We start from the raw sequence: 21422 nt of genomic DNA, 5'->3' as shown, positions 1-21422 counted from the left end.
TGCTGCCCTAGTTGAGCGGCTTGTCGCCCCCAGCAACGGTTGAAAACGCATCGACATCTTGCTGTCTCGACGCGCGTCGTTGCGCTGCGATGTGGCGAGCCCGCAGCATGGACACCACGGCCAGAATTCCGACCCACAGGCCGACAAGGAACGACCCAAGCACAAACAGGCCCGAATTGAGCACCATAGCAAGCCAGAAAGGAGCGACGGCATTTGATACTCGGGTCGTCGAGTGGGCGAAGCCCATTCCACTCGCTCGCACAGAGGTCGGAAACTCCTCGCCGGCTGTCACGTTGGTCAGTGGCGAGTAGCCACCACTCACCGCCATAACAACGAATGCAGAAGCGATTACGACAGACGTCGCATCTGATGCAAAGAAGACTACGATACTGATGCAGGCCAGCGCAGCCATTGCAAACATCATCGTCCACCGCGAAACAAAACGACTGGACAGGTACACAATTGCGCATCCCAGTGGCGCTCCGTACAACGACGCGGCGGTGACCGTGAGCGCTAATGAGGAGTCGAATCCCCGAGCATCAAGAATCGTGGGAAGCCACATGGAGAACGACTGCCCCGCGGTCGAATAGAGCATCAACATCACCGACACCAGAACAAGGGAGACGAGTAGGGGTCCGCGTGTCAGTCGAACCGGTTCCCCACCAGAGGAATCGTCAAATCCTGTGGATCGGGGGTCATCAGGCGACTTCGGTCTCCGGGCTGTCCGGTGACGGTTCCGGGGTGAGCTCGACAGGCCGTTCGAGGAGCTTGCCCTTGTGGAACAGCGCACCTGCCCGCACCAACGCCACCAGATGTGGGGCGTTGACGGCCCGCCAGCGGGCTTGGGCGGCCTCGATCAGCTTGTAGGCCATCGCCATCCCGGCCGCCCGCGACCCCGGCCCCTTGGTCACCTTGGTCCGCAAACGCACTGTCGCAAAAGTAGATTCGATGGGATTTGTCGTGCGTAGATGTACCCAGTGCTCGGCCGGATACCGGAAGAACTCGACCAGCACATCGGCGTCGTCGGTAATCTTCGCGACCGCCTTCGGGTACTTCGCGCCGTAATCGATCTCGAATGCCTTGATCGCCACCTGCGCCTTGTCGATGTCCTCGGCGAGGTAGATCTCCTTCATCGCCGCCAACGCACCAGGATGCGCGGACTTCGGCAGCGCAGCAAGAACATTCGCCTGCTTGTGGAACCAGCACCGCTGCTCCCGCGTTTCCGGGAACACATCCCGCAGCGCCCGCCAGAACCCCAAGGCACCGTCACCGACCGCGAGCACCGGGGCCCGCATCCCGCGCCGCCGGCAGTCCCGCAGCAGGTCCGCCCAGGATTCGGTCGATTCCCGGTACCCGTCGGCGAGGGCGACGAGTTCCTTGCGCCCGTCGGCGCGGACCCCGATCATCACCAGCAGACAGAGTTTCTCCTGGTCGAGCCGTACTTTCACGTGGATGCCGTCCACCCACAGATACACGTAGTCCGCCTGCGAGAGATCCCGCCGGGCGAAGGCGTTCGCCTCGTCCTGCCACTGAGTCGTGAGGCGGGTGATCGAGCTGGCCGACAAACCGGCGCCGGAGCCGAGGAACTGTTCCAGGGCGGGCCCGAAGTCGCTGGTGGACAGCCCGTGCAAGTACAGCAGCGGCAGCACCTCGGACACCTGCGATGACTTGCGGGCCCATGCCGGCAGGATCGCCGAGGAGAACCGCTCACGTTCACCGGTGTCGGGGTCGACGCGCTTGTCGTTGACCCGCGGCGCCTTCACCGCCACCGCGCCAGCGGCGGTGACCACCTCGCGCTCGGCGTGGTAGCCATTGCGAACCACCAGTCGGTGACCGTTGTCGTCGATCTCACCGGCATGCCGAGCGATGTAGTCGGCGACCTCCGCCTGCAGGGCTGCGGCGAGCATCTGCCGGGCGCCGTCACGGACGATCTCGTCGAGCAACGACCCGCCCACACGCGCTGCATCGTGGGTCTCGTTGGAGTCGTCGCTGCTGTCCACTACCGTGAGCACGGGCGTACCTTCCCGCCAGCGTTGGCGCGCTGGTCTTGATCAGAATCCTGTTTCGTCGAAGATCATCTTCCGGGAAGGTGCGCCCTCCCGGGATACACAGGTTCTGATCATTGCTCTCCCCACCAGCTATATCTACGGTATCAGGTTCTGCATTCACCGATTCCGTGGCAGTCGAACCTGGAGTGTCCGAGGTGAAAACCTCTTCACAGGTAGCGATTGCCGGCGATTGCGTTGAGGAAACACCCGAGTTTCGTTCCAGCGAGGTCATTGCCGCTTTCGCATCGTCCAGGCGCCCCCGCGTAACCAACCACAGCGGAGATTCGGGGAGCAGTCGCAACGGAATGTACAAGAGGATCGCCAAGGCGCTGATACAAAACACGAGACGCCAGCCCTCAGGCCCGACTGGAATGATGAGTCGAGCCAACGTTGCGAAAACGGCCGAGCCTCCTACACCAATGCCTGCCACAATCGCTGTGCGCGCAGTCCTTCGAGACGGTGGGCTCATCTCAACGAGATAGATCAACGCGACAACGAATAGTGATCCGATTCCGATTCCCGCCAGGAAGCGAAGAATGACCAGTTCAACCGGCGTCTGGATGACCGATTGCGCCAGAGTGAAGAGCGTCGTGATAGCCAATGCCAAACGGAAGAATCGAATTCGACCATATCTGTCCGACAAATAGCCACCGATCGAAGCACCGAGGAAGGACCCGATAAAGGTTGCGGACATCGTGAGAGCGAACATGGTAGTGGTCAGCCCAATAGCATCCCGCAACGTCGGAGCGACGAGCCCAAGCGAGGCACCGTCACCAATATCAAAGAATACGGCTAGGGCAGCGACCACAACCACCATCCTCGATCTACCGCGGGCCGGTAGATTTTCAAGACGTGCGGCGATGTTCTCGTGAACCCGGGTACGCTCTGATGAGTGCACCGGCTCTCCGTCTGAGTGCTTCATTCGTTCGCTCCTGTTCTGGACATCAGCAGTCGCCTGAGACGATCCGCAACGGAGGTGAAAAGAATCTTCGCCACGCGCATGCGGTCCTGCGATGTGAATCTCACATTAGAACTTCAAAAACGCTGACAACTATCCGAAAGGTGGATCCAACTCACGAGCGCCTCCACACTGGCGGTTCAGGGATGACCAACCGATCAACAGGTGAGCCGGAGATCAGACCTTGGCCTTCGTAATGTCGGACTCACCCGGGTAACCGCCGCCTCCAAAGGTGGCATCGAGCGAGTCGTAGTCGATGGCGCCGCCGACCGTCGGGATCGAGTCGACAAACTCTACAAACTTGGGTTTCTTGTAGGAGGCTATGCGTGTCCTGCAGTACTCCCGCAGCTCGCCTTCAGTTACCGTCTCACCGCTCTCCAAAACAACGATCGCCTTGACGGACTGAATGAAAACAGGGTCGGGCACGCCGATGATTGCGGCTGTCTTCACGGCGGGATGGGTCTTCAGACAACCCTCGACCTCCGGTGGGTAGATGTTCTCGGCCGCGGACTTGATTACCCGGACCATCGTGCCCAGAAATGACACGGATCCGTCGGATTCCCGCCGGCCGGCATCTGTCGTTCGCCACCATCCACCGTCGAGGAACCGCGCAGCATTCGTCTCCGAGCGGTTCCAGTACCCGCTGTGGACGGTGTCCCCACGAATCGCGATCTCCCCCATCTCGCCGTCCGGTACCACCGCCCCTGCAGGGTCCACAATTTTCACTTGTGTCCCCGGGAACGGTCTACCCGCATTGCCGATGCAATCCGGTCCGATTGCTTTCAGGAGGGCCAAGCCGGTCAGCTCTGTCTGTCCGTAGCCGCCCGGGCGCTGTCCCCATCGTGATGTATCGGCAGGCAGGTCGTCACCCCACATCGATCCGAACGCACCCGCTCTCAGCGTGGAGATGTCGAGTCGGGCCTCCATGTTGAGTTGCTTGATCTCCGCAATGGTGGGCGGCATGAGGAAGGCGGAGGTCACTTTCTCATCGGCGATGATTTGCAGGACGTTGGCGGCATCGACACGGGGTGTGTAGACGTTGGTCCCGCCCCGCACGTATACCGGCAGAGATTCGAGTTGGAAGTTGGCGGTATGGAACAGCGGACCCGAGTTCAGGAATATCGAATCGTGAGCGGCGCCCGTAACCTCACCGGTCAGCAGTGCCATGGAGATGAGGTTGCGATGGCTCAGCATCGAACCGCGCGGGCGCTCAGTGGTTGCGGCGGTGTAGATCACCAGCAGTGCATCGTCGGGGCTGACATCTGCATTCGGAGGTTGAATTGACAGCGCTGCAGCGACTCTCGCCTCATAGTCGTCCGGCCCGGCGCCGTCGTGTTGAATCCAGATCGCGTCGAACTGCGCAGTCTGCCGGGCGGCCTGTACTGCATCGCCGATCTCTTCCTCTTGCCAAAAGACAACTGACGGCTCGAGATCGTTGATGACGAACGCCATCTCTTCAGCCGGCTGACGCCAGTTCACGGGGCAGATCATTGCTCCCAACCGCCCGGCGGCGGTCAACAACTCGAGGAAACGGAACGACCCCTGCGCCAACCAGAGAATGCGGTCGCCGTGCGAGACACCCGACTGCGCCAGCACGTGTGCCACACGATCGACCCGGAGATCGAACTGCTGCCAGGTGAATCTGGTGGCCCCGTCGACAACAGCCGCGGTCGCGGGATAACTGTGACTGTTCTCCCGGCAGATATCGGAGATCGTCGGTTGATAGACCATGTCACGCTCCTATGAGCTCGACGGGCGTAAACATCGGAAGCGACGCGCCCTCGACGTCGTGGAAGACAACTCGCACCCGCGTGCCAATACTGATGGCTTCTGGTGGGCACCCGACAATATTGGTGAGGTACGTCCAGCCTTCGTCGCCTGTGACGACGCCAAGGACATATGGCGTTTCGAGGTCGGCGGAAAGAGGTCTGTGCACCACAGTGAATGTGGTAATCGTCCCAACACCACGGCATTCGACGTAGGACCAGTCCGTCGAGTCCGTTCCGGGTACACATCGTTCGGGTGGGAAGAAGTACCGACCGGTCCGGTTGCATCGTGGTGTCACGAAGCGGTGGTCCCGCGCGGCTTCCCAGAACTCGGACGACCAAGCGGAAGGCACTGCAGCAAGGCTTCTCAACGCGGTCCCTTTCCGAGGAGTGCGAGCTCGTAGTGACCGGCAGCCGAACCAGCGTTCGCTGCCAGTGCGGTCTCGACGCCCTGAACTTGATGCACCGCGGTACCCCTGATCTGCCGCACACACTCGATCACTTTCAGTGTCATCTGTTGAGTGCCATTCCAAGCATACGAGAGGCATCCTCCGTCGGGATTTACCGGACGAGGTCCGACGATTCCGATCGACTCGGAGGTCACGTAGCGGCCTCCCTCACCCTCAGGGCAGTACCCCAGCACCTCGAGCTGCCGAATGATCTCAAACGAATTCGGGTCGTAGAGACTCAGGACGTCGACGTCATCACGGCTCCGGTCGGCGATGGCGAAGGCACGCTCGGCGGCGGCGGCGCCCAGCCTGCCTACCGCACCGTAGGAGGGAGGCGTGAAATACGGTCCCCCGATGGCTTCCATGGACCCACCAAGTACAGACACCGGTATGTGTGGAAGATCCCGTGCACGTGCCATCGATGTCAGCACGACTGCGGCACCTCCTTCGCCGGAGAGGCACACGTCGAGCCGGTGCAAGGGCGAAGCCACCATGGGCGAGGCCAGAACATCGTCAACGGTGTACGGTCCCCGTCCGAACATGATCGCCTCCGGGTTCGTGTGACCATTGTTCCGGATTGTCGCGGACACACTAGCGAGCTGCTCGGACGTGGTTCCGAAACGATGCATGTGCTCGGCCGCAACCAGGGCGAAGAGAGGGACGACATAGGCCCCCCAGACGTCGGTGAACTCCCCCGGCTCGACTCCTGCGCTGACGGTTGCGCCCGGCCCGAACATCCCCGCCATGCCTCCGCCGACCACCGCGACGTCACACAGGCCGGCGTTGATCGCTGCGGCCGCCTTGAGGACACCCCGCACGCCGGACGTGTCGAGCAGCGAATCGGCGATCCACCGAACGGAGCCACCGAGGGCGCGAGCCCACAAAGAGCCCTCCCCCGGACGACCCCCCGCACCCGGCCATTCCGCGGCGACTCCGTCGACGTCTGATGGCTTCAGGCCCGCGTCCGCGATCGCACCGAAGACAGCTTCTTGTGCAAGTTCCAGCGACGTGCGGTGCGGAAGTGCCCGAGACTGCTCAGTGGCATAGATCCCCACCACGGCGACGTCTTGTAGCGGCATCAGTGTTCCTCCAGATCTCGGCGAAGGTGATAACTGACCTTCACCAACTGGCCCACCCGGCGTTCCAAACCGGTCGAACCCATATAGATAGATACTTTAACTGATGTAAGTGTGCACCACGTCACCTTACAGTGTAAAGTAGAAAGCGAGTTTTCGCAGCTCACACAGCCGGAGACCCAAGATGAGTTACCCCGCGGGCCGGACCCACCGGTAGCCCACAGCCGATGTCGATCAAGCTGCCGGGAGCCCGGCATGACCGCAGCAGTACCTCCCACCAGCCGCGGCCGAGTACCGTATCCGGCAAGGGGCACGGTGGGCACGGCAAACCTTTTAGGACATCGCGCTTGGCTTCGTCCCCCTGCGTCGAGGTCATCGCGATTCCTGGGATCAGGAAGGCCTCGGTTCACACATGCCGGCCCATCAGGTGCTGGTGGCATTCACTCGATTGCCGCCTCGCATCGGATGTGCGAGGCGTTTGAGAGGATCCTCCTGCGCGGTCGGTCTCCGCATTCAGCTGGGCTTACCAGCGCGGGCTCGGATTCCCTCAATCAAAGTATCGATACCAAAACTGAAGTAGTCGGCGCCCCGCAACTCATCGAGGTACGGCATGATCTGCGCCAACGCAGACGGTACCCCCACCTGGTCTTCGGGTTGAGGCACGACGTCCAACGCCACCTGGTAACGCCCGAACAGATAAGTGTGGATCATCGCGTACGTCAGAACGACCTGCCTCTTTTCCAACCCCGCCTCCAGCAGGATCGCCATCAGCGCGTCGACCAACCTCCAATCGGAGTACAACATGCGCTGGAGTAGAAGGCTGGCGATCCCAGGATGTCGGCGCAGCTGCGCATCGCTCCTCTCGATCAGCAGCCGGAGCCGAGTGTCCCACGGCCCATCGTCCGCAGTGGGGATGCGAACCTCCTCGAGGGTTCGCCGAGCGACGAGGTCAAGAAGCTCCTGCTTGTCGGTAACATGAGAGTAAGCAGCCATCTGGGAGCGTCCGAGCTCACGAGACAGGCGCCGCATCGAGAGCGCATCGAGCCCGTCCGCTCGAATGATCGTCAGGGCTGCATCGACGATCTGATCCTCGGTCAACGACGGCGGCCGTCCTTTGCCGCGCCGAACCGCGTCCTTCGTAGCGCGCGAGGAAGATGAACGCTCGTTCGAATTCACAGCGATAGTGTACTCACCGTCCCGCCCGCACCCGGGGGACGACGAGTACAGGCCTGTGCCGCCATCACCACACGCATTAGATTCCGAGGCGTTCAAGGAGCCTCTCGTGCGCCGCTGTCGGGCCCCCGAGAAGCAGGTCTGTCGTCTGAACGCGCAGGCCGATTGCTTGGGCGACCGCTGGGTCGAACTCGCTGGAGCCGGCCGTATGAAGCCGGCGGAACACACGACGAGCCGCCGAAGAACACCCGATGTGCGCCATCGCGGAAGCAACTGAGCTCTGACCGCTCCTGTTGTCTCCCTGGAGCTTAATCGCTCGGAGCAACAGAGCAGTTGCACTCCATCGCAGAACCTCCATCGCCGCAATCTCGCGGGTGTACCGGCGCCATGCTTCGCTGTCACCACACGACGGAGGCAACTGCGACAACGTCTTCAGGCCACGATCCACCAGGCCCACCTGCTCGGCAGCCAGGGCGGTTGTCGCCCGGTCCACGATACTGTTCATGACCTGTCCGACAGCACCTTCCCTGCCGATCATCACCGCGGGCGTATCGTCGAATCCGACCCGAGCCAAAGGCCGATCAGCATCAAGTGTGGTGAGCGAATTGATGCTCACTCCCTGGGCTGAGGATTCGACGAGGTACAAGGACGGGCCATCAACCGTGCGTGCGATCGTGAGGATCGTGTCTGACCCCAGGGCACTGGGGACAAACCATTTCTCACCGGAGACCCTCCAGGAATCGCCACCTGAAGACGCTCGGGCGCGAACGAGCGCTGGGTCCCACGACCCGGACTCCTCAGCCACAGCCAGAGTTGCCTTTCCGAGATCGGCATAATCGCCGTTGGATGCGGACACCAAGGAGTACGCCTGGGCGGCAAGCCCTGCCGAAGCGAAGTAGTCGGTCGACGACAGTGTGAAGCCGGCTGAGTATGCGACCTGCGCGAGCCCCCTTGCAGACGAGGAATTCTCAGACCACGCAGTTTCGGGCAGGATAGTCGACAGAGACTCGTTGCGCTCGATCACATGACCTGTGACTTCAACAGAGATCGCATTCAGCGCCTGCTCTGCCTGATAGACCAGTCCACCCGTCGCCGACACCAGCGGCAAGAACGGACCACGAAACGGGTTCCCGGCATCTGCAAGCAGGCGAGGACCGAGGACCTCGGCGATGAACTCGCCAGCGGTCGCCAGTACACCGCACTCTGCGGCTTCGATCACGGGAACCGGGCCGTCGACGATTCCAGTGCGTAGTTCGCGGACCGCAGCGAGACCGACCAGGATCTTGCTGAGCTGTCGCCGCAGAGCGCGATCGTCCAAGGTCCACGTGGAGCGCATCAGCGCCGACAATGTCTCGACATCGAGTCGATCGAGGTAGTCGGCGCGCTGTTCAGATGTCATCACCGCGGTGGCAGTCGTGTGCGTCATCAGCTCTCCAGGAGGGGTCTCGGACGGTACCTTCACAGAATGAACCCTTTACGTTACGCTGTAAAGTATCTAGGTTCACGCTATACCCGCGGCCGTCACCACGGAGGAAACATCTGCCCAAGGAGGGCTCATTTGACCGGCGTGACGAACTACTGTTAGGGAAGACGGCGCCGAGTCAGGAAATCATGGCTCACTCAGGAGGCAGGTTCCGGAGACGCCAAGATTGCGGCACAGCCAAATCATGAAGGAGTCATTGTGACAGTAGATCTTAGTGACCTTAAGAATCGGTCGGTCCTTGTGACCGGCGCAACCGGGATGCAGGGCGGGTCCGTTGCTCGTAATCTCAGCCGCGAGGGCGCTTCCGTGTCAGCTCTTGTCCGCGAACCTGGTTCCGAGGCTGCCGTGGAGCTCGAGAAGTCCGGAATACGTCTGATTAAGGGCGACCTCGAGGACAGCTCCTCGCTTCGGGCAGCATGTGCGGGACACGACTCCGTCTTTTCAGTCCAGCTCGCCCCGAGTCCAGCCAACCCAACCTCCGAGCGAGATCAAGCGAACAACCTGATTACGGCTGCGAGAGACTCGAATGTCGCGCACTTTGTACACAGTTCAGTTTCCGGAACGGGCTGGCGAAAGTCTCATCCGGAAGCAAATTCTGGTGGGACAGATGCCTACTGGGACAGTAAAGAGGCCGTCGAGGACGCCGTACGCAGCGCCGGGTTCCCAGTCTGGACCATACTGAAGCCAGCATTCTTCATGGAAAACTTCGTGGCGCCCAAAGTGGCTCACATGTTTCCCTTCCTGAGCCGTGGCGAGATCGTCCTAGCCTGTGATACCGGCACGACCCTGGCGATGGTCTCGGGTGACGACTTCGGCAAAGCAGCTGCCGCTGTTGTCGCCGACCCCGCCCGCTTTGCAAAGGCGGAAATCGAGCTTTCCTCCACCGCACTGAGCTTTGCGGAGATTGCCGACACCTACGGCGATGTAACAGGGGTTCGAACCAAGGCGTGTTCGGCGTCTCCAGAGGAAATCGAGGAGCGGTTGGGCCACAGGTACTGGTCCGGCATGCAAATTTGGCTCGACGCTGTCGGCTACCCAGCGCGACCTGAACACGCTGCCGCATACGGGATCGATATCGACACAAGCTTCCGAGATTGGCTTTCTTCACACCAGTGATCTCCTCGGAAGTCTGTAAACCGCGGGGAAGCTACAACATTCCGCTATTACACGCCATCGGGTCGAGTGGTCCACTCCCGGGCGATTCTATCTTGACCCACATGCAGAGCCTCTTAGGGAGAGACCGTTGCGAAACATCAATTTCAGCGGCCGCGTTGCGATCGTTACCGGCGCCGGCCGAGGGTTGGGACGATCCTATGCGGAAATACTGGCCGCACGTGGTGCGATAGTGGTCGTCAACGACGTGACGAACTCCGGCGAAGCTGCAGACGCCATTCGAAGCGCCGGCGGATTATCTATCGCTAGCGACCACGATATCTCGACACCAACGGGAGCCAAAGGCTTGGTCGATTTCACCGAAGAGCAATGCGGAGGCGTCGACATCCTTGTCAATAATGCCGCTATTGGTCGGTATTCCAGCTTTCTGGATGTAGAAATCGACGAGTACGAGTTGGTGCGCAAAGTCGGACTGGACGGCACATTCTACGTGACCCGAGCGGTGTGGCCGATCATGGCCGCCCGGGAGTATGGGCGAATCGTAATGACCACTTCAGGCCACGGTCTGCTGGGCGGGAATAACTCCATCAGTTATTCGGCCACTAAAGGCGGGATATTCGGCATGATGCGTTCGGCTGCACTCGACGGCAAGCCCTTCGGAATCATGGTTAATTCCATTTGCCCAACCGCGTTTACGCCAATGGCCGAGTCTTACGTGAGTGAAGAATGGGCGGAAAAGATGCGAATGGAGTCACCCACCAGCCTAGTGTCCCCTCTCGTTGCCCTGCTGTGCAGTGAGCAGTGCCCCACGACGGGCGCCAATTTCGACGTAGGGTCGGGTCGGGTTGGCATGGTCACTCCTTTCACAAACGTAGGTTATTACGACCGCGACCAGACACCCGAGTCGATTCTTGAACATTGGCCCGAAGTAACTGACACGGCGGCACAGAGCGCGTATCCCAGTTCGCGAGAATCTACCGAAGCAGTAGAAAAGGCTCGAAGGCGAACAGGGGCAGACGCGACTCGCTGATCCGTGAAGTCGACTAATCCTGCTCCGGCAACTTCAGTCGACAGACCTGCCGAACCGCTTCGGCAGGTCCTCGCCGTTAGGCGTCCACATCTATCAATCCTGACGCCATCCTGAAAATGAAGGGAGCTCGACATGGGAGGTCGACTCGCAGGAAAGTCTGCGATCGTTACTGGTGCCGGTTCTGGTATCGGACGCGCCATCGCGTTGCGATTCGCGGCAGAAGGCGCTGAGGTTCTCGCGGCTGACATTAGCGATGGTGTCAAAGAAACTGCATCGCAGTCGAACGCGATCAGTCCCATCTTGTGCGATGTAAGCGACCACGAACAGGTTCAACGCCTGGAAGAGGAGGCCCGAAAGCGATTCGGGGGCCTCGACATCTTGGCGAACAACGCCGGCATCGGCGGCTTGAGCGGAGTGCCGCTTCACGAATACCCGATCGAAGCATTCGATAGAGCGCACGCTGTAAACGTCCGCGGTGCTTTCATGGTGCTTCAGGCGGGAATCCGCCTCATGCTCGATAGCGGCGGTGGAACGGTCGTAAACACCGCATCGACCGCCGGATTTCGAGCCACCCCAGGGTCCTCCGGATACGTCATCTCGAAGGGCGGTGTGGTGATGATGACGAGGCAAGCCGGGTACGAGTACGCAGACAAGGGAATCCGCGTGAACGCGATCGCCCCTGGGACCATCCAGACACCCATACTCGACGGCATCTCAGACGAGCTTATGGAAGAGCTTCAATCCCGTTCACCGGAGAAGCGACTGGGTCGGCCGGAGGAAGTCGCCTCGCTGGCCCTCTTTCTCGCGTCGGACGAATCGACCCACATCATCGGGCAGTGCTATTTGATCGACGGCGGTCGTACAGCTGGTTAGATGTGGTCACCCTGACCTCGAACGCCTCACCATGAAGCCGCCGAGGACCCATGTCGCGACCGAAAGCCCGTGCACGTCCGGCCCCACGCCCATCCGCTGAGTGCACACCGGGCCCGGCCTGTCGAAAGTACCGGGCAGGAGGCGCTTCCTGGTCGCCGACTCCCTTCGCTTCGCGTTCGTGCTTGCCGTCGGCACAAGCATGACATGGGTAAGTGGGACCTGGCCCGCTCCCCGCTCAACGCAATTTCCCATACCATCCGCAGATATGGGCGCGCGATCATACTCCTGGGCGGGGAGACAAGGAGAATTAAACAGATTCTGATCACCGTAGATGTTCGGAGTCCCGATAGGTTTCACCACGGACCGGCGGCCCGTTTCGCAGCGGCGTGGTAACTGACTCTCAGTGATCAGTTTAAGAAACTGACCGCCCAACAGTCGATCTCGGGTGCTGCACGAGGTCCCATTGGGGGCTACAAGACCCGATGGGACCGGTTTTCCAGCACTCCGAACAACGTTCGAGGGGGTCGCCCGAACCCGTTATCCGATAGATACTTAAGCTTATTGAATCGTTGCTTGCGTCACACTACGCTACGTTTGGGGTTGCCGCTCCGCGTGCGTTGGACGAAGCGCGCGACCTTTAAGCACCCACGGACGGAGTTGATCTTGACAGCACAACGTAGCCCACTCATCGAAGGCAGGGTGAGCGTTCGGCGGCATGGAAGCGACGCACTGCTGGAGCCAGCGGTAGAGCTGGCGTCTCGTGCTGCGATTGAATCGAACCAGGAACAGCAGATTCTGGAGTTGGTCCAGTATGCCTGGGATCGTTCAGCCTTCTACCGCGAGTTTTGGGGGGCTAGTGGCATCACACCGGACGACATAAAATCCGTTCGCGACTTCGTCGAGAAGGTGCCCCTGATGACGAAAGACGACATTCGCGCGTTTCGCGCACGCACTGGTGATCCGTTCGGCGGGCTCCTGTGCGTCAATCCTTCTGAACTTACTTCTGTCATCACAACTTCGGGTACGACGGGCGAGGCTGAGCCGGTGGCGGAGATCTGGGACGAGATTCCACCCATCCCGGCTGCGTGCCTTCGTGACCAGTGGGAGTGGGGATTGCGACCCGGCGATCGCATTATCGTCCCGGCGGGGACATTCAAGAACTACTGGGACACGCTCTACAACGCCATGGGTCTGGTTCCGATCTTTGTGGACACATGGATCGGGAACGGTGAACGGGTCCTGAACGTGATCAAGCGCCACAACGTGGCGTACATGCTGCTGCCGATGCCTCTGATTCTCGAGTTCGAAGCTCTCGAGGATCGCTACGACCTGCGGGAGATGCTGTCGTCGCTCAAGTACGTGTCCTTCTCCGGTCAGCCACTCGGCGCAGTACTCCGGCGAAAGATCACTGAGGACTGGGGTGTGCAGATCGCCACGTTCACGAGCGCCGGCGATTGTGGTCTGGCGTGGGAAGGCACGGATCAGGACGGGTTCTACCTCTGGGAGGACACGATTCTTCCTGAGGTGATCGACCCTGTGACTCACCATGAGGTCGGGGACGACGAAATTGGTGAACTGGTGACGACTGATTTCGACAATCGAGTCGCGCCATACATCAGATTTCGGTCAGGTGATCTCGTCCGCAGAACCAAGATGGAATCGTCGCTCGGCCGCCACCATGCTCGGATGTGGGTAATCGGGCGAATGGGCGACCAGACTATAATTGACGGACGAGCCGTCGTTGTCAGCGACATCTGGGCAGCCATCGAAACCCTGAGCGAAACCAGCGACGGGATGTTCCAGATCGTGCAGTATGCATCGAAGATGGATCGACTCGAGCTGCGCGTCGGTTATGCACCGGAGCGAACCGCTGATATTGACGACCTGGGTGCGCGGGTTATTTCTCTCCTCGAGCAGAAGCTCCGGGTTGGAGTGGACGTCACTTTGATGACTGTCGACGAGATTCTTAAGTTCAGTTCAAGTGTGGCCAAGTTCCCGAGAGTGGTGAAGCAGTGAGTCGGCGTTCAATGGTTGAGGCGATCCGCAAAGTCCCCGCAGCCCCCATTTACGGCATAGTCGTTACTGATTTCGGCGGCGAGCCATACGAATACGAGTTGGGCTGGGATGACTCTGAGCGAGACTTCCAGTGGGCTCTGCGACTTCTGAGGCGCGCGGGCGTCACCTCGGATGACTACATCCTGTGCACAACGCCCAACCACGAACTTCCGTGGACCAGCCCGTTCATCCGCGCCTTTCGCGAGATCGGCGCGACGTACGTTCCAGCGGAGCAGCATAGTTGGGACTCCCGCCGTTTCCTTGCGATCCTCGACAGACTTCCCATCACGGTCGTGTTCGGACTGTGGCCAGAGACCCTGGCTGCGATCACGGACAGTAGGCCCGACCTTCAGAGGGTGTTCTCCGACACCCGGCTGATATGGGCTAGGCCCGAGGCCAATCGGCAGCTGTCAGCCGCGGGAGTTCAGTCTTTGCCATTCGCACTGCTGGGTCCTGCTGTGGGGCTCGGGTTGCCCGACAACGATGACTTGCAGGTCAACGGGAACGAGTGGGAGTTTTGCTCCCGGGACGGAGAACTGATCGTCTCCGCTACGACGCAGCGGAGGACCGGCCTGGTGGATGTGCCTACAGGGGTCCGCGCTACGGTCACCGCGACCAAGGAAGGCGGAACCCTGGTTCAGCTGTCCTGACCTCGACTCCGGAACCGTGAGTGGGCGCGGCGGTGCCCACGTCGGGTTCTCCGCCCACCGGCGCGGTGGATTGTTCGATGTCGTGGGCCGGTTGAAGACGCCTCGAGTGTGTGGTTCTTCTACGGAAATCGTGTCTACGCTCCGACTCGGCGGTGGCGATGACGACGCTCGACAAAGTGCTCAGACATGCTCGGTGAAAAAGTGCCCACATGCCACTGCGGTTTGTCGTCATGATGATCGATGTCTTCACATACCGCCCAAGTAACCACCTGAAACAGCGCGGATGCCGCCGCGCCCGGTGGTAGCGGGCGGCGAGGTTGGCCGCCGTGGGGGATGTAGGTGCGGCGGCTGGCGTGCACCGCGGCCCGCGCCAGCCCGACCGCCAGGTGCATCTTGCCGACCCCCGTTGGGCCGATCAGCGGCAGGTTCGAGAGCGACTCCTCCAGGGTCGCGCTCATCGACAGGTTGTCCTAGTGGGCGCGGTCGAGGACGCCCGGTAGGGCTTCGGCAGCGTCATTAAGTTTGAGGACAGCCAGGCGTCCGCGCAGATGGACAGGTCGATGACCGTTTGAGGCCGTTGCAGCCGACGGTTCGACCTCGCTCGATGTCGTGCTGGTGGGTGGTCCCGCCGGGAATGGGCGCGGTGTAACACGTCCGCGCCCATTCCCGGCGGACAACCCGTTCCATCCGGGTCCCTACAAATGTCTGGAGGACGTCGAGTACACCGCGATGGAGTGGGTTCACTGGTTCACACGCAGTCGTCGGGCACTGTCGGCTCGGATATACCCCTCCGGATGAGTTCTAGGCGGCGTACTACGCTCATCTGTCGGCTCCAGAACCGGAGCTATCACCGATATAAGAGCGGCAAGAAACCCGAGACGGTTCATCACCACGTTCGCCACGACCTCGCCCTTGATGCAGGACCACTACGGGTGGCCTACGCGGCGCCGCGCTCTCGCGTCGCGCCAGATGGTGTCCAAACCGGGTTTCTCGAACTACTCCGAGAAGTCCGAGAGGCCCACCTGCGGCAACGGGCGGTTGACGCTCCCAGTCCAGCGCGGCGCACGCTTCTCGAGGAACGCGTTCACCCCTTCCGTCGCATCTGGCTCGCGCGCGAGGGCGACAAACAGGTCGGACTCTCGCGCGAACGACGGCCCATACGAGGTCTCCAGACTATCGAGCATGAGTCGCTTGGCGAGCCCGACAGCACGAGGTGCTGTGTGGTTCGCTATGTCCTTGGCCGTTTCCAGAGCCCTCTCGAGCACCTCGCCCCTGGGTACCGCGTGACTGCATACTCCCAGGCGTTCGGCCTCCGCGCCGGAAAAGCGTCTACCCGTCAGGAGTAGATCTGAGGCGACTGCCAGGCCCGCGATCCGTGGAAGAGTCCAGTGGGAGCCCAGTTCCGGAATGACCCCGAGGCGGGTCATCGGGATTGCCAGGCGCGCATCGATGGCGACGATGCGAATGTCGCACAGGAGGCTGAGCGTGACTCCCATTCCGATCGCATCGCCGTTGATCGCTGCAATGACTGGCTTGTCGAGATCACGTGGTGTGAAAAGGTTCTGGAGTACATCTGACGGGTTCGTCGCCGTGTCAGAAGAGGGTTCTAGTCCCGCCGCAAGGTCAGCGCCTACGGAGAACGAGTCGCCAGCCCCGGTGAGAACCACGACTCGAATTTCATCGTCGTGAGCACAGCGGCGGAGGGCATCACTGAAAGCTCGGACCATGGGAATGGTCCAGGCGTTGCGGTGCTTTTCGCGGTCCAGTGTCAGTGTGGCGACACGGTCGGTGACGTCTACTCGGATTCCGTCGAAGGTCCTGGGCCACTGGGTCAGTACGGTGCCGCCAGCGAGTTCAGGGGCGATTACTTGGTCCCTCAACTCATGCTTGCGTAGCTTCCCAGTTGGTGTCCGCGGCAGTTCGTCGACGATCCGAAACTCGCGGGGGACCTTGAACCCGGCCAACCGTTCCCTGACGTAGGCACGGAGATCCTCGGCTAACCCCTCGACATCGTCCTTCGAGACCGGTTGAACGACCGCGACCAAACGTTCACCCATCTCCTGGTCGGGAAGTCCGATGACGCCGACATCGAGAATCCGCGGATGCAGCACGAGTGCGTCCTCGATCTCTTGTGGATAGATGTTCACACCACCGGAGATGATCAGATGCGGGCGACGATCGCTGAGAAACAGATAACCATCCTCATCCAAATATCCGAGGTCGCCTACCGTGACACCACCACTCGAGTCGCGACTGGCTGCAGTCTTCAACGGGTCTCCGTGGTACTCGAACTGCTCACAACCAGTGAACCAGATCGTGCCGACTTCACCCGCTGGGAGCGTATTGCCGTCCTCGTCCTTGATGTAGGGCGTTCCCATCACCGGAAGCCCGACAGACCCGGGCTTGAGCAGCCACTGTTCAGAAGTGATCGCGGTTGCACCCATGCCCTCCGTGCTGGAGTAGAACTCGTAGAGGATCGGGCCGAGCCACTCGATCATTCGGTGTTTCACCTCGACCGGGCACGGCGCTGCTCCGTGGATCACATGGCGCAGGCTGGAGAGGTCATAACCTGTGCGCACCTTTTCGGGCAGTTTGAGCATGCGGACAAACATGGTCGGCACCCATTGGCTATGGGTCACCTGGTGTTTCTCCAAGGTCCGGAGCGAGAGCTCTGGATCGAAGTTGCGCAAAATTACTGCCGTGCCGCCGCTGCGATGGGTCGACATCGACCACGCCAGCGGCGCAGCGTGATAGAGCGGCGCAGGAGAAAGGTAGACGTCGCCAGGATTGAATCCGAGCGTTTCCCGCAGCCACCGGCCGGGCAGATCGGAATAGGTGCCCATCGGTCCGCCTGGTAGCGGGCGTTTGATCCCCTTGGGTTGTCCGGTCGTGCCCGAGGAGTACAGAAGGAAGTCACCCTCGCACTCGTCATCGATCGTTGTCGTCGGGTAGCTAGTCAGTATGTCCGCATAGCACTCCCAGTCCTCGCAGCGGTCACCGATAACGATCCGGCGTGGCTGCAGGTTTGGGGCGGTGAGGACATTCTCAGCCAGGTCCACGAAGCGAGCAGACACAAAAAGCACGTGCACACCGCTGTCGCCGACCAAGTAGGACACCTCTGGGGCGGTTAGATGGGTGTTGATCCCGACGTAGTAGAGCCCCGCACGCTGGGCTCCCCACGCGATCTCGAGGTACTCAGCCGAGTTCTCGGACATGATGCCAATGCGATCGCCCGGACGTAGACCTGCTTCGCGGAGGTAGTGCGCAATCTGGTTCGACCGTGCCTCCAGCTCGGCGAACGTCACCACGTGCAAGTCCGGTTCGACGATGATCGCTGCCCGGTTGCCGTCGAAACGGGTCAGGACGTCGGTGTCCATCAAGATTCCGCTCCTTCCTCGATATGGGTGCGGGGATCCGTGGCAGCCTGGACTCGAAGCGGGCCGGCACCCCTGCCAGCCACTGCAGCAAGGAGTGCCGGAGCTCGCTGTGCTCTTAGTGCGGCGTGGGGTAAGGCATTCAACGGTCGAGTTGTCACCGACAAGCCGGTCACCTCGTGTGGTGACGTTGCGGAATCTTGCGCGCGCACTGCATGCGCCGACGGCCTATAGATGTGCGGCGGAGAGGCGGTCCATTTTCGAAGGTGGGCTAACGGGAGCCTCGCAGCACCTCGGAGTCTCTGCTTCGACTCGCTCATCTCTATGGAGAATGCCATTGCATTGCCTTCCGGGGCTGGCCCGCCAAGCGGATCCCAGAGGAGCGCAGAATCGAGAATGTCAGTGTCGATACGGCTGTGCCACACGTCTTTCTACCTGATTCTTCTTCCTCTGGTGCCACTCGCAAGTTCGCGGGACCTGTCGGATCGTCAGCTATTTTGTTGCCCATGAAAGAGATCGCCGACTGCTGGGGGAACGAAGGAGGAACTCTGCTTGTCGGTAGGGTACGCGCTCGCCAAACAGCTCATTTCGTCGTCGACGCAGTTCGACTCAGGGACAACCTGCCACAATCGCTCAATAAATCGACACCGCGTCATTCCGAACTGCACAAGGATTTCCTCCTCGGTCGCCCCCCCGTACGGCGCCCACTTGATGGCGAACTCGATGAGGCGCTCCGCTTCGATGTCACGGTGATTGCGTGTGCGGTTGGCCGCGAGCAAAGCGGCTCGACGCCTCTGACGCAATTGGCGATACTCACGAGAGTTCACGGGATTTCACCCCTCTGATCGTGACTGAAGAAGTCTGCTAACTCGTGGAGGTCTTATCCCAGCGAGGACTATGCCTGGGGGACGCCTGTCGTTTTCACCGTGGCAGTCAAGGTTCTCATCCCACGACGCACTAGATGCTCCGCAACCACGGCTAGGATCCTCGAGTCCGGCTCGCACTCGTTGATGCGGAGAGTTTCCCGCAGGCCTTCTCGACAATGGACCGCCACTTAGTTCAGCGCCTGGCATCCGACGCTACTCGCAAATCGTCATCTGCCGAACCCACGTACATCGGGACACGCACGACATTGTCTGCGCGCATCAATACTGACATCGGAGGACCCCATAACTGAAAACACTCCAATGCTGTCGGGCCAACAGGCTTTCAGGCGGTGGCCCGACAACACTTACCCCGGCTGGGTCCGGTGTCGGAATGCGCGAATTGCTCTTTCAAGACCCTTACGCGTGTACCTCGGCCTCGGTGGCAGCCTGCGCCGCGAGTGCCGTGGCGTGCTTGGCACGCGCAGCCTCGACCCGCGCAGGCAACCACTCGGTCGGGTAGTCGCCCGGCGCCGGCTCATGGTCCCGAAGAATCAGGCGAGCCGCTGTAATCGTGTGCACCTCGGTGGGGCCGTCCCAAATTCCGTACGCAGCCGCCAGAGCCCACAACTCACCGAATGGCATTTCGTTGGAGACTCCCAGCGCGCCGTGCAGGTGCATCGCCCGCTCGACTACATCGCGCACCACACGGGCAGACAGCACCTTTGCGACGGCGATGTCGCGTCGGATGTCCTTGCTGTAGCCATGCCCCTGGTCGATCATCCATGCGGTCCGAAGGACGAACAGCCGGAACTGTTCGATCTGGGCGTAGCTTTCCATGATCGCCTGCTGCACCAGTTGGAAGTCCCCCAGTTGGGAGCCACGGCTGATTCGGCTCAGCACTCGCTCGCAGCCCATGTCGAAGGCGTAGCGTGCCTGGCCGACACCACGCATGGCGTGGTGGATGCGACCACCCGAGAGACGGGTCTGTGCAATCTCGAAGCCCTGGCCGGGGTCACCGAGCAGGCCCTCAGCGGGAACCCGGACGTTCGTGTAGCGAACGAGTGCGTGATCCATCGCGTCTTGGGCTTCACCCATGAACTGCGTGCGGCGAACCGTCTCGATTCCCGGGGTATCCCGCGGGACGAGGAACATCGACATGCGCTTGTAGGTCGATGCCTCGGGATCCGTCACGGCCAGCAGCACGAGGAAGGCGGCTTCCTCGGAGTTCGAGGTGAAGAACTTCTCGCCGTTGATTACCCAGCCGTCGCCGTCTCGCTCTGCCCGGCAGCGGAAGCCTGTGGGATCCGAACCACCCTGCGGCTCGGTCATCGAGAAGGCGGAGAACAGCTCGCCATCGAGGAGCGGCTGTAGGTATTGGTCCTTCTGCTCCTGGGTGCCGTAGTGCGCGATGACTTCAGCATTGCCGGTGTCCGGCCCCTGCACCCCGAAAATGGTCGGTGCCCACTGGTACGGGGCGAGGATCTCGTTCATCAGGCTGAGCTTCACCTGCCCAAAACCCTGGCCGCCCAGCTCCGGGCCCAGGTGACAGGCCCACAGCCCACGCTTGCGGACCTCGTCCTTGAGCGGGTCGATGACATCTTTGAGCCACTTCGGAGGCGTCCGATGGTGATCGTGCGGCCACAGCAGGTCGAGAGGGGCGACCTCCTCAACCACGAAACGCCGCATCCACTCCAACTGCTCTTCGAACTCAGGTTCCGTGCTGAAATTCCACATACTTGCACTACTCCTTGTCAGGGGTTCTGTCGGTAAAGGCCGCCGTCGACCCGAATCAGGGTGCCGGTAACGAAGGCCGATGCCGGTGTGGCCAGCCAGAGGGCCGGTCCTACGAAGTCCTCCGGGGTGCCCATCCGAGCCAGCGGCATCCCGTCGACCGCGCGGGCGCGAAGCTCATCGCTCCACCCGGCCGAAATGTCGGTGGCAACCGGCCCCGGGAGCAGGGCATTAACTCGGACTGTGGGCCCGTATGCACCCGAGAGACCGACGGTCAGCGCGTTTAGTCCGGCCTTCGCACAGGCATAGACCAGCTCGTCGGTTCCGGGCCGGAGCGTTCCAATAGTGCTGATATTGATGATCGAGCCACCGCCGCCTGCCTTCATCTGCTCGGCCAGCAGAACCGACAGCCGGAACGGACCCTTGAGGTTCACCCCGGCGACCTTGTCGTAGTAGGACTCGTCGATGGACAGAAGATCCGGATAGCGCGGGGTCATGCCCGCGTTGTTGACGAGCACGTCACACCGACCGAACTCGCGGTCGATCGTCTCGGCGAGGTGGTCGGATTCCTCCCAATTCGCGGCTTGGTAAGCGACCGGAAGTGCGCGGACTCCGAATTTTTCGGCGATCTGCTCAGCCGCGATTGCACATGCGTCGAACTTTCGACTGGCGATCACGACATCCGCGCCTGCGGCGGCGAACCCCTCGACGATCGCACGGCCGATCCCCCGGCTGCCGCCGGTGACAATCGCAACCTTCCCCGCCAACTCATTCATC

At 61.2% G+C, this 21422-nt stretch carries 18 protein-coding genes; 5 read left to right on the top strand and 13 right to left on the bottom strand.

The features are described from left to right. Positions 1–7: 7 nt before the first annotated feature. The 8 genes from GFS60_RS18875 to GFS60_RS18840 all read right to left on the bottom strand — a co-directional run bounded on the left by GFS60_RS18875 (position 8) and on the right by GFS60_RS18840 (position 8689). Positions 8–790: an MFS transporter gene (locus GFS60_RS18875; protein ID WP_268962519.1), complete on the bottom strand. Its 783-nt coding sequence runs from the start codon at positions 788–790 to the stop codon at positions 8–10. Beyond that, a complete protein-coding gene (locus GFS60_RS18870) occupies positions 699–2012 on the bottom strand; it encodes an IS256 family transposase (RefSeq protein ID WP_159923567.1) in 1314 nt (437 codons plus the stop codon). The genes GFS60_RS18875 and GFS60_RS18870 overlap by 92 nt, the downstream gene beginning before the upstream one ends. Beyond that, positions 1921–2970 carry an MFS transporter gene (locus GFS60_RS18865; RefSeq protein WP_159923565.1) on the bottom strand — a complete coding sequence of 350 codons (1050 nt, stop codon included), beginning with the start codon at positions 2968–2970 and terminating at the stop codon, positions 1921–1923. The genes GFS60_RS18870 and GFS60_RS18865 overlap by 92 nt, the downstream gene beginning before the upstream one ends. A gap of 213 nt (positions 2971–3183) precedes the next feature. Beyond that, the gene (locus GFS60_RS18860; protein ID WP_159923563.1) at positions 3184–4737 is read right to left on the bottom strand and encodes an AMP-binding protein; all 1554 of its coding nucleotides are present in this window, start codon (positions 4735–4737) and stop codon (positions 3184–3186) included. A 1-nt stretch (position 4738) separates the two neighbouring features. Beyond that, positions 4739–5125, bottom strand: coding sequence for a Zn-ribbon domain-containing OB-fold protein (locus GFS60_RS18855; protein WP_250776999.1), 387 nt, complete (start codon positions 5123–5125; stop codon positions 4739–4741). A gap of 14 nt (positions 5126–5139) precedes the next feature. Next, on the bottom strand, positions 5140–6300 hold the full coding sequence (locus tag GFS60_RS18850; protein ID WP_159923559.1) for a thiolase family protein: 1161 nt from the start codon (positions 6298–6300) through the stop codon (positions 5140–5142). Between the two features lie 510 nt (positions 6301–6810). Continuing rightward, positions 6811–7395 carry a TetR/AcrR family transcriptional regulator C-terminal domain-containing protein gene (locus GFS60_RS18845; RefSeq protein ID WP_236603202.1) on the bottom strand — a complete coding sequence of 195 codons (585 nt, stop codon included), beginning with the start codon at positions 7393–7395 and terminating at the stop codon, positions 6811–6813. A 154-nt stretch (positions 7396–7549) separates the two neighbouring features. Then, a complete protein-coding gene (locus GFS60_RS18840) occupies positions 7550–8689 on the bottom strand; it encodes an acyl-CoA dehydrogenase family protein (RefSeq protein ID WP_159923557.1) in 1140 nt (379 codons plus the stop codon). Between the two features lie 462 nt (positions 8690–9151). Between GFS60_RS18840 and GFS60_RS18835 the strand changes: the two genes are divergently transcribed. From GFS60_RS18835 to GFS60_RS18815, 5 genes are all read left to right on the top strand, one after another. Beyond that, positions 9152–10069, top strand: a complete 918-nt coding sequence (locus GFS60_RS18835) for an NmrA family NAD(P)-binding protein (protein WP_159923555.1) — start codon at positions 9152–9154, stop codon at positions 10067–10069. Between the two features lie 127 nt (positions 10070–10196). Next, entirely contained in the window at positions 10197–11096 is a 900-nt protein-coding gene (locus GFS60_RS18830; RefSeq protein ID WP_159923553.1) for an SDR family NAD(P)-dependent oxidoreductase, read from the top strand. Between the two features lie 132 nt (positions 11097–11228). Next, positions 11229–11969 (top strand): SDR family NAD(P)-dependent oxidoreductase, encoded by a 741-nt coding sequence (locus tag GFS60_RS18825; RefSeq protein ID WP_159923551.1) that lies wholly within the window; start codon positions 11229–11231, stop codon positions 11967–11969. Positions 11970–12632: 663 nt separating this feature from the next. Beyond that, positions 12633–13985, top strand: coding sequence for a phenylacetate--CoA ligase family protein (locus tag GFS60_RS18820; RefSeq protein WP_236603201.1), 1353 nt, complete (start codon positions 12633–12635; stop codon positions 13983–13985). After that, complete coding sequence (locus GFS60_RS18815; RefSeq protein WP_159923549.1) at positions 13982–14674, top strand: hypothetical protein; 693 nt, start codon at positions 13982–13984, stop codon at positions 14672–14674. The genes GFS60_RS18820 and GFS60_RS18815 overlap by 4 nt, the downstream gene beginning before the upstream one ends. Positions 14675–14808: 134 nt before the next feature. Here GFS60_RS18815 and GFS60_RS38640 read toward each other — a convergent pair whose 3' ends face one another. The 5 genes from GFS60_RS38640 to GFS60_RS18790 form a co-directional block, all read right to left on the bottom strand. After that, a complete protein-coding gene (locus tag GFS60_RS38640; RefSeq protein ID WP_442972165.1) occupies positions 14809–15132 on the bottom strand; it encodes an ATP-binding protein in 324 nt (107 codons plus the stop codon). A gap of 537 nt (positions 15133–15669) precedes the next feature. Next, positions 15670–18051, bottom strand: coding sequence for an AMP-binding protein (locus tag GFS60_RS40130; protein ID WP_159923547.1), 2382 nt, complete (start codon positions 18049–18051; stop codon positions 15670–15672). A gap of 485 nt (positions 18052–18536) precedes the next feature. Further along, positions 18537–18875, bottom strand: a complete 339-nt coding sequence (locus GFS60_RS18800) for a hypothetical protein (RefSeq protein WP_159923545.1) — start codon at positions 18873–18875, stop codon at positions 18537–18539. 456 nt (positions 18876–19331) lie between these two features. Next, positions 19332–20648: an acyl-CoA dehydrogenase family protein gene (locus GFS60_RS18795; RefSeq protein ID WP_159923543.1), complete on the bottom strand. Its 1317-nt coding sequence runs from the start codon at positions 20646–20648 to the stop codon at positions 19332–19334. Positions 20649–20665: 17 nt separating this feature from the next. Next, positions 20666–21421 carry an SDR family NAD(P)-dependent oxidoreductase gene (locus tag GFS60_RS18790; protein WP_159923541.1) on the bottom strand — a complete coding sequence of 252 codons (756 nt, stop codon included), beginning with the start codon at positions 21419–21421 and terminating at the stop codon, positions 20666–20668. Position 21422: the final 1 nt, after the last annotated feature.

This window comes from Rhodococcus sp. WAY2 (assembly GCF_009859915.1).
GTDB classification, from domain to species: Bacteria; Actinomycetota; Actinomycetes; order Mycobacteriales; family Mycobacteriaceae; genus Rhodococcus_F; species Rhodococcus_F oxybenzonivorans.
This window is presented reverse-complemented; position numbering and strand designations above follow the sequence as displayed.

Bases quoted from the DNA above. Each gene is read 5' to 3' on its own strand.
- GFS60_RS18790 (WP_159923541.1), bottom strand. From the start codon at position 21,421: ATGAATGAGTTGGCGGGGAAGGTTGCGATTGTCACCGGCGGCAGCCGG.
- GFS60_RS18850 (WP_159923559.1), bottom strand. From the start codon at position 6,300: ATGCCGCTACAAGACGTCGCCGTGGTGGGGATCTATGCCACTGAGCAG.
- GFS60_RS18795 (WP_159923543.1), bottom strand. From the start codon at position 20,648: ATGTGGAATTTCAGCACGGAACCTGAGTTCGAAGAGCAGTTGGAGTGG.
- GFS60_RS18860 (WP_159923563.1), bottom strand. From the start codon at position 4,737: ATGGTCTATCAACCGACGATCTCCGATATCTGCCGGGAGAACAGTCAC.
- GFS60_RS18825 (WP_159923551.1), top strand. From the start codon at position 11,229: ATGGGAGGTCGACTCGCAGGAAAGTCTGCGATCGTTACTGGTGCCGGT.
- GFS60_RS38640 (WP_442972165.1), bottom strand. From the start codon at position 15,132: ATGAGCGCGACCCTGGAGGAGTCGCTCTCGAACCTGCCGCTGATCGGC.
- GFS60_RS18865 (WP_159923565.1), bottom strand. From the start codon at position 2,970: ATGAAGCACTCAGACGGAGAGCCGGTGCACTCATCAGAGCGTACCCGG.
- GFS60_RS40130 (WP_159923547.1), bottom strand. From the start codon at position 18,051: ATGGACACCGACGTCCTGACCCGTTTCGACGGCAACCGGGCAGCGATC.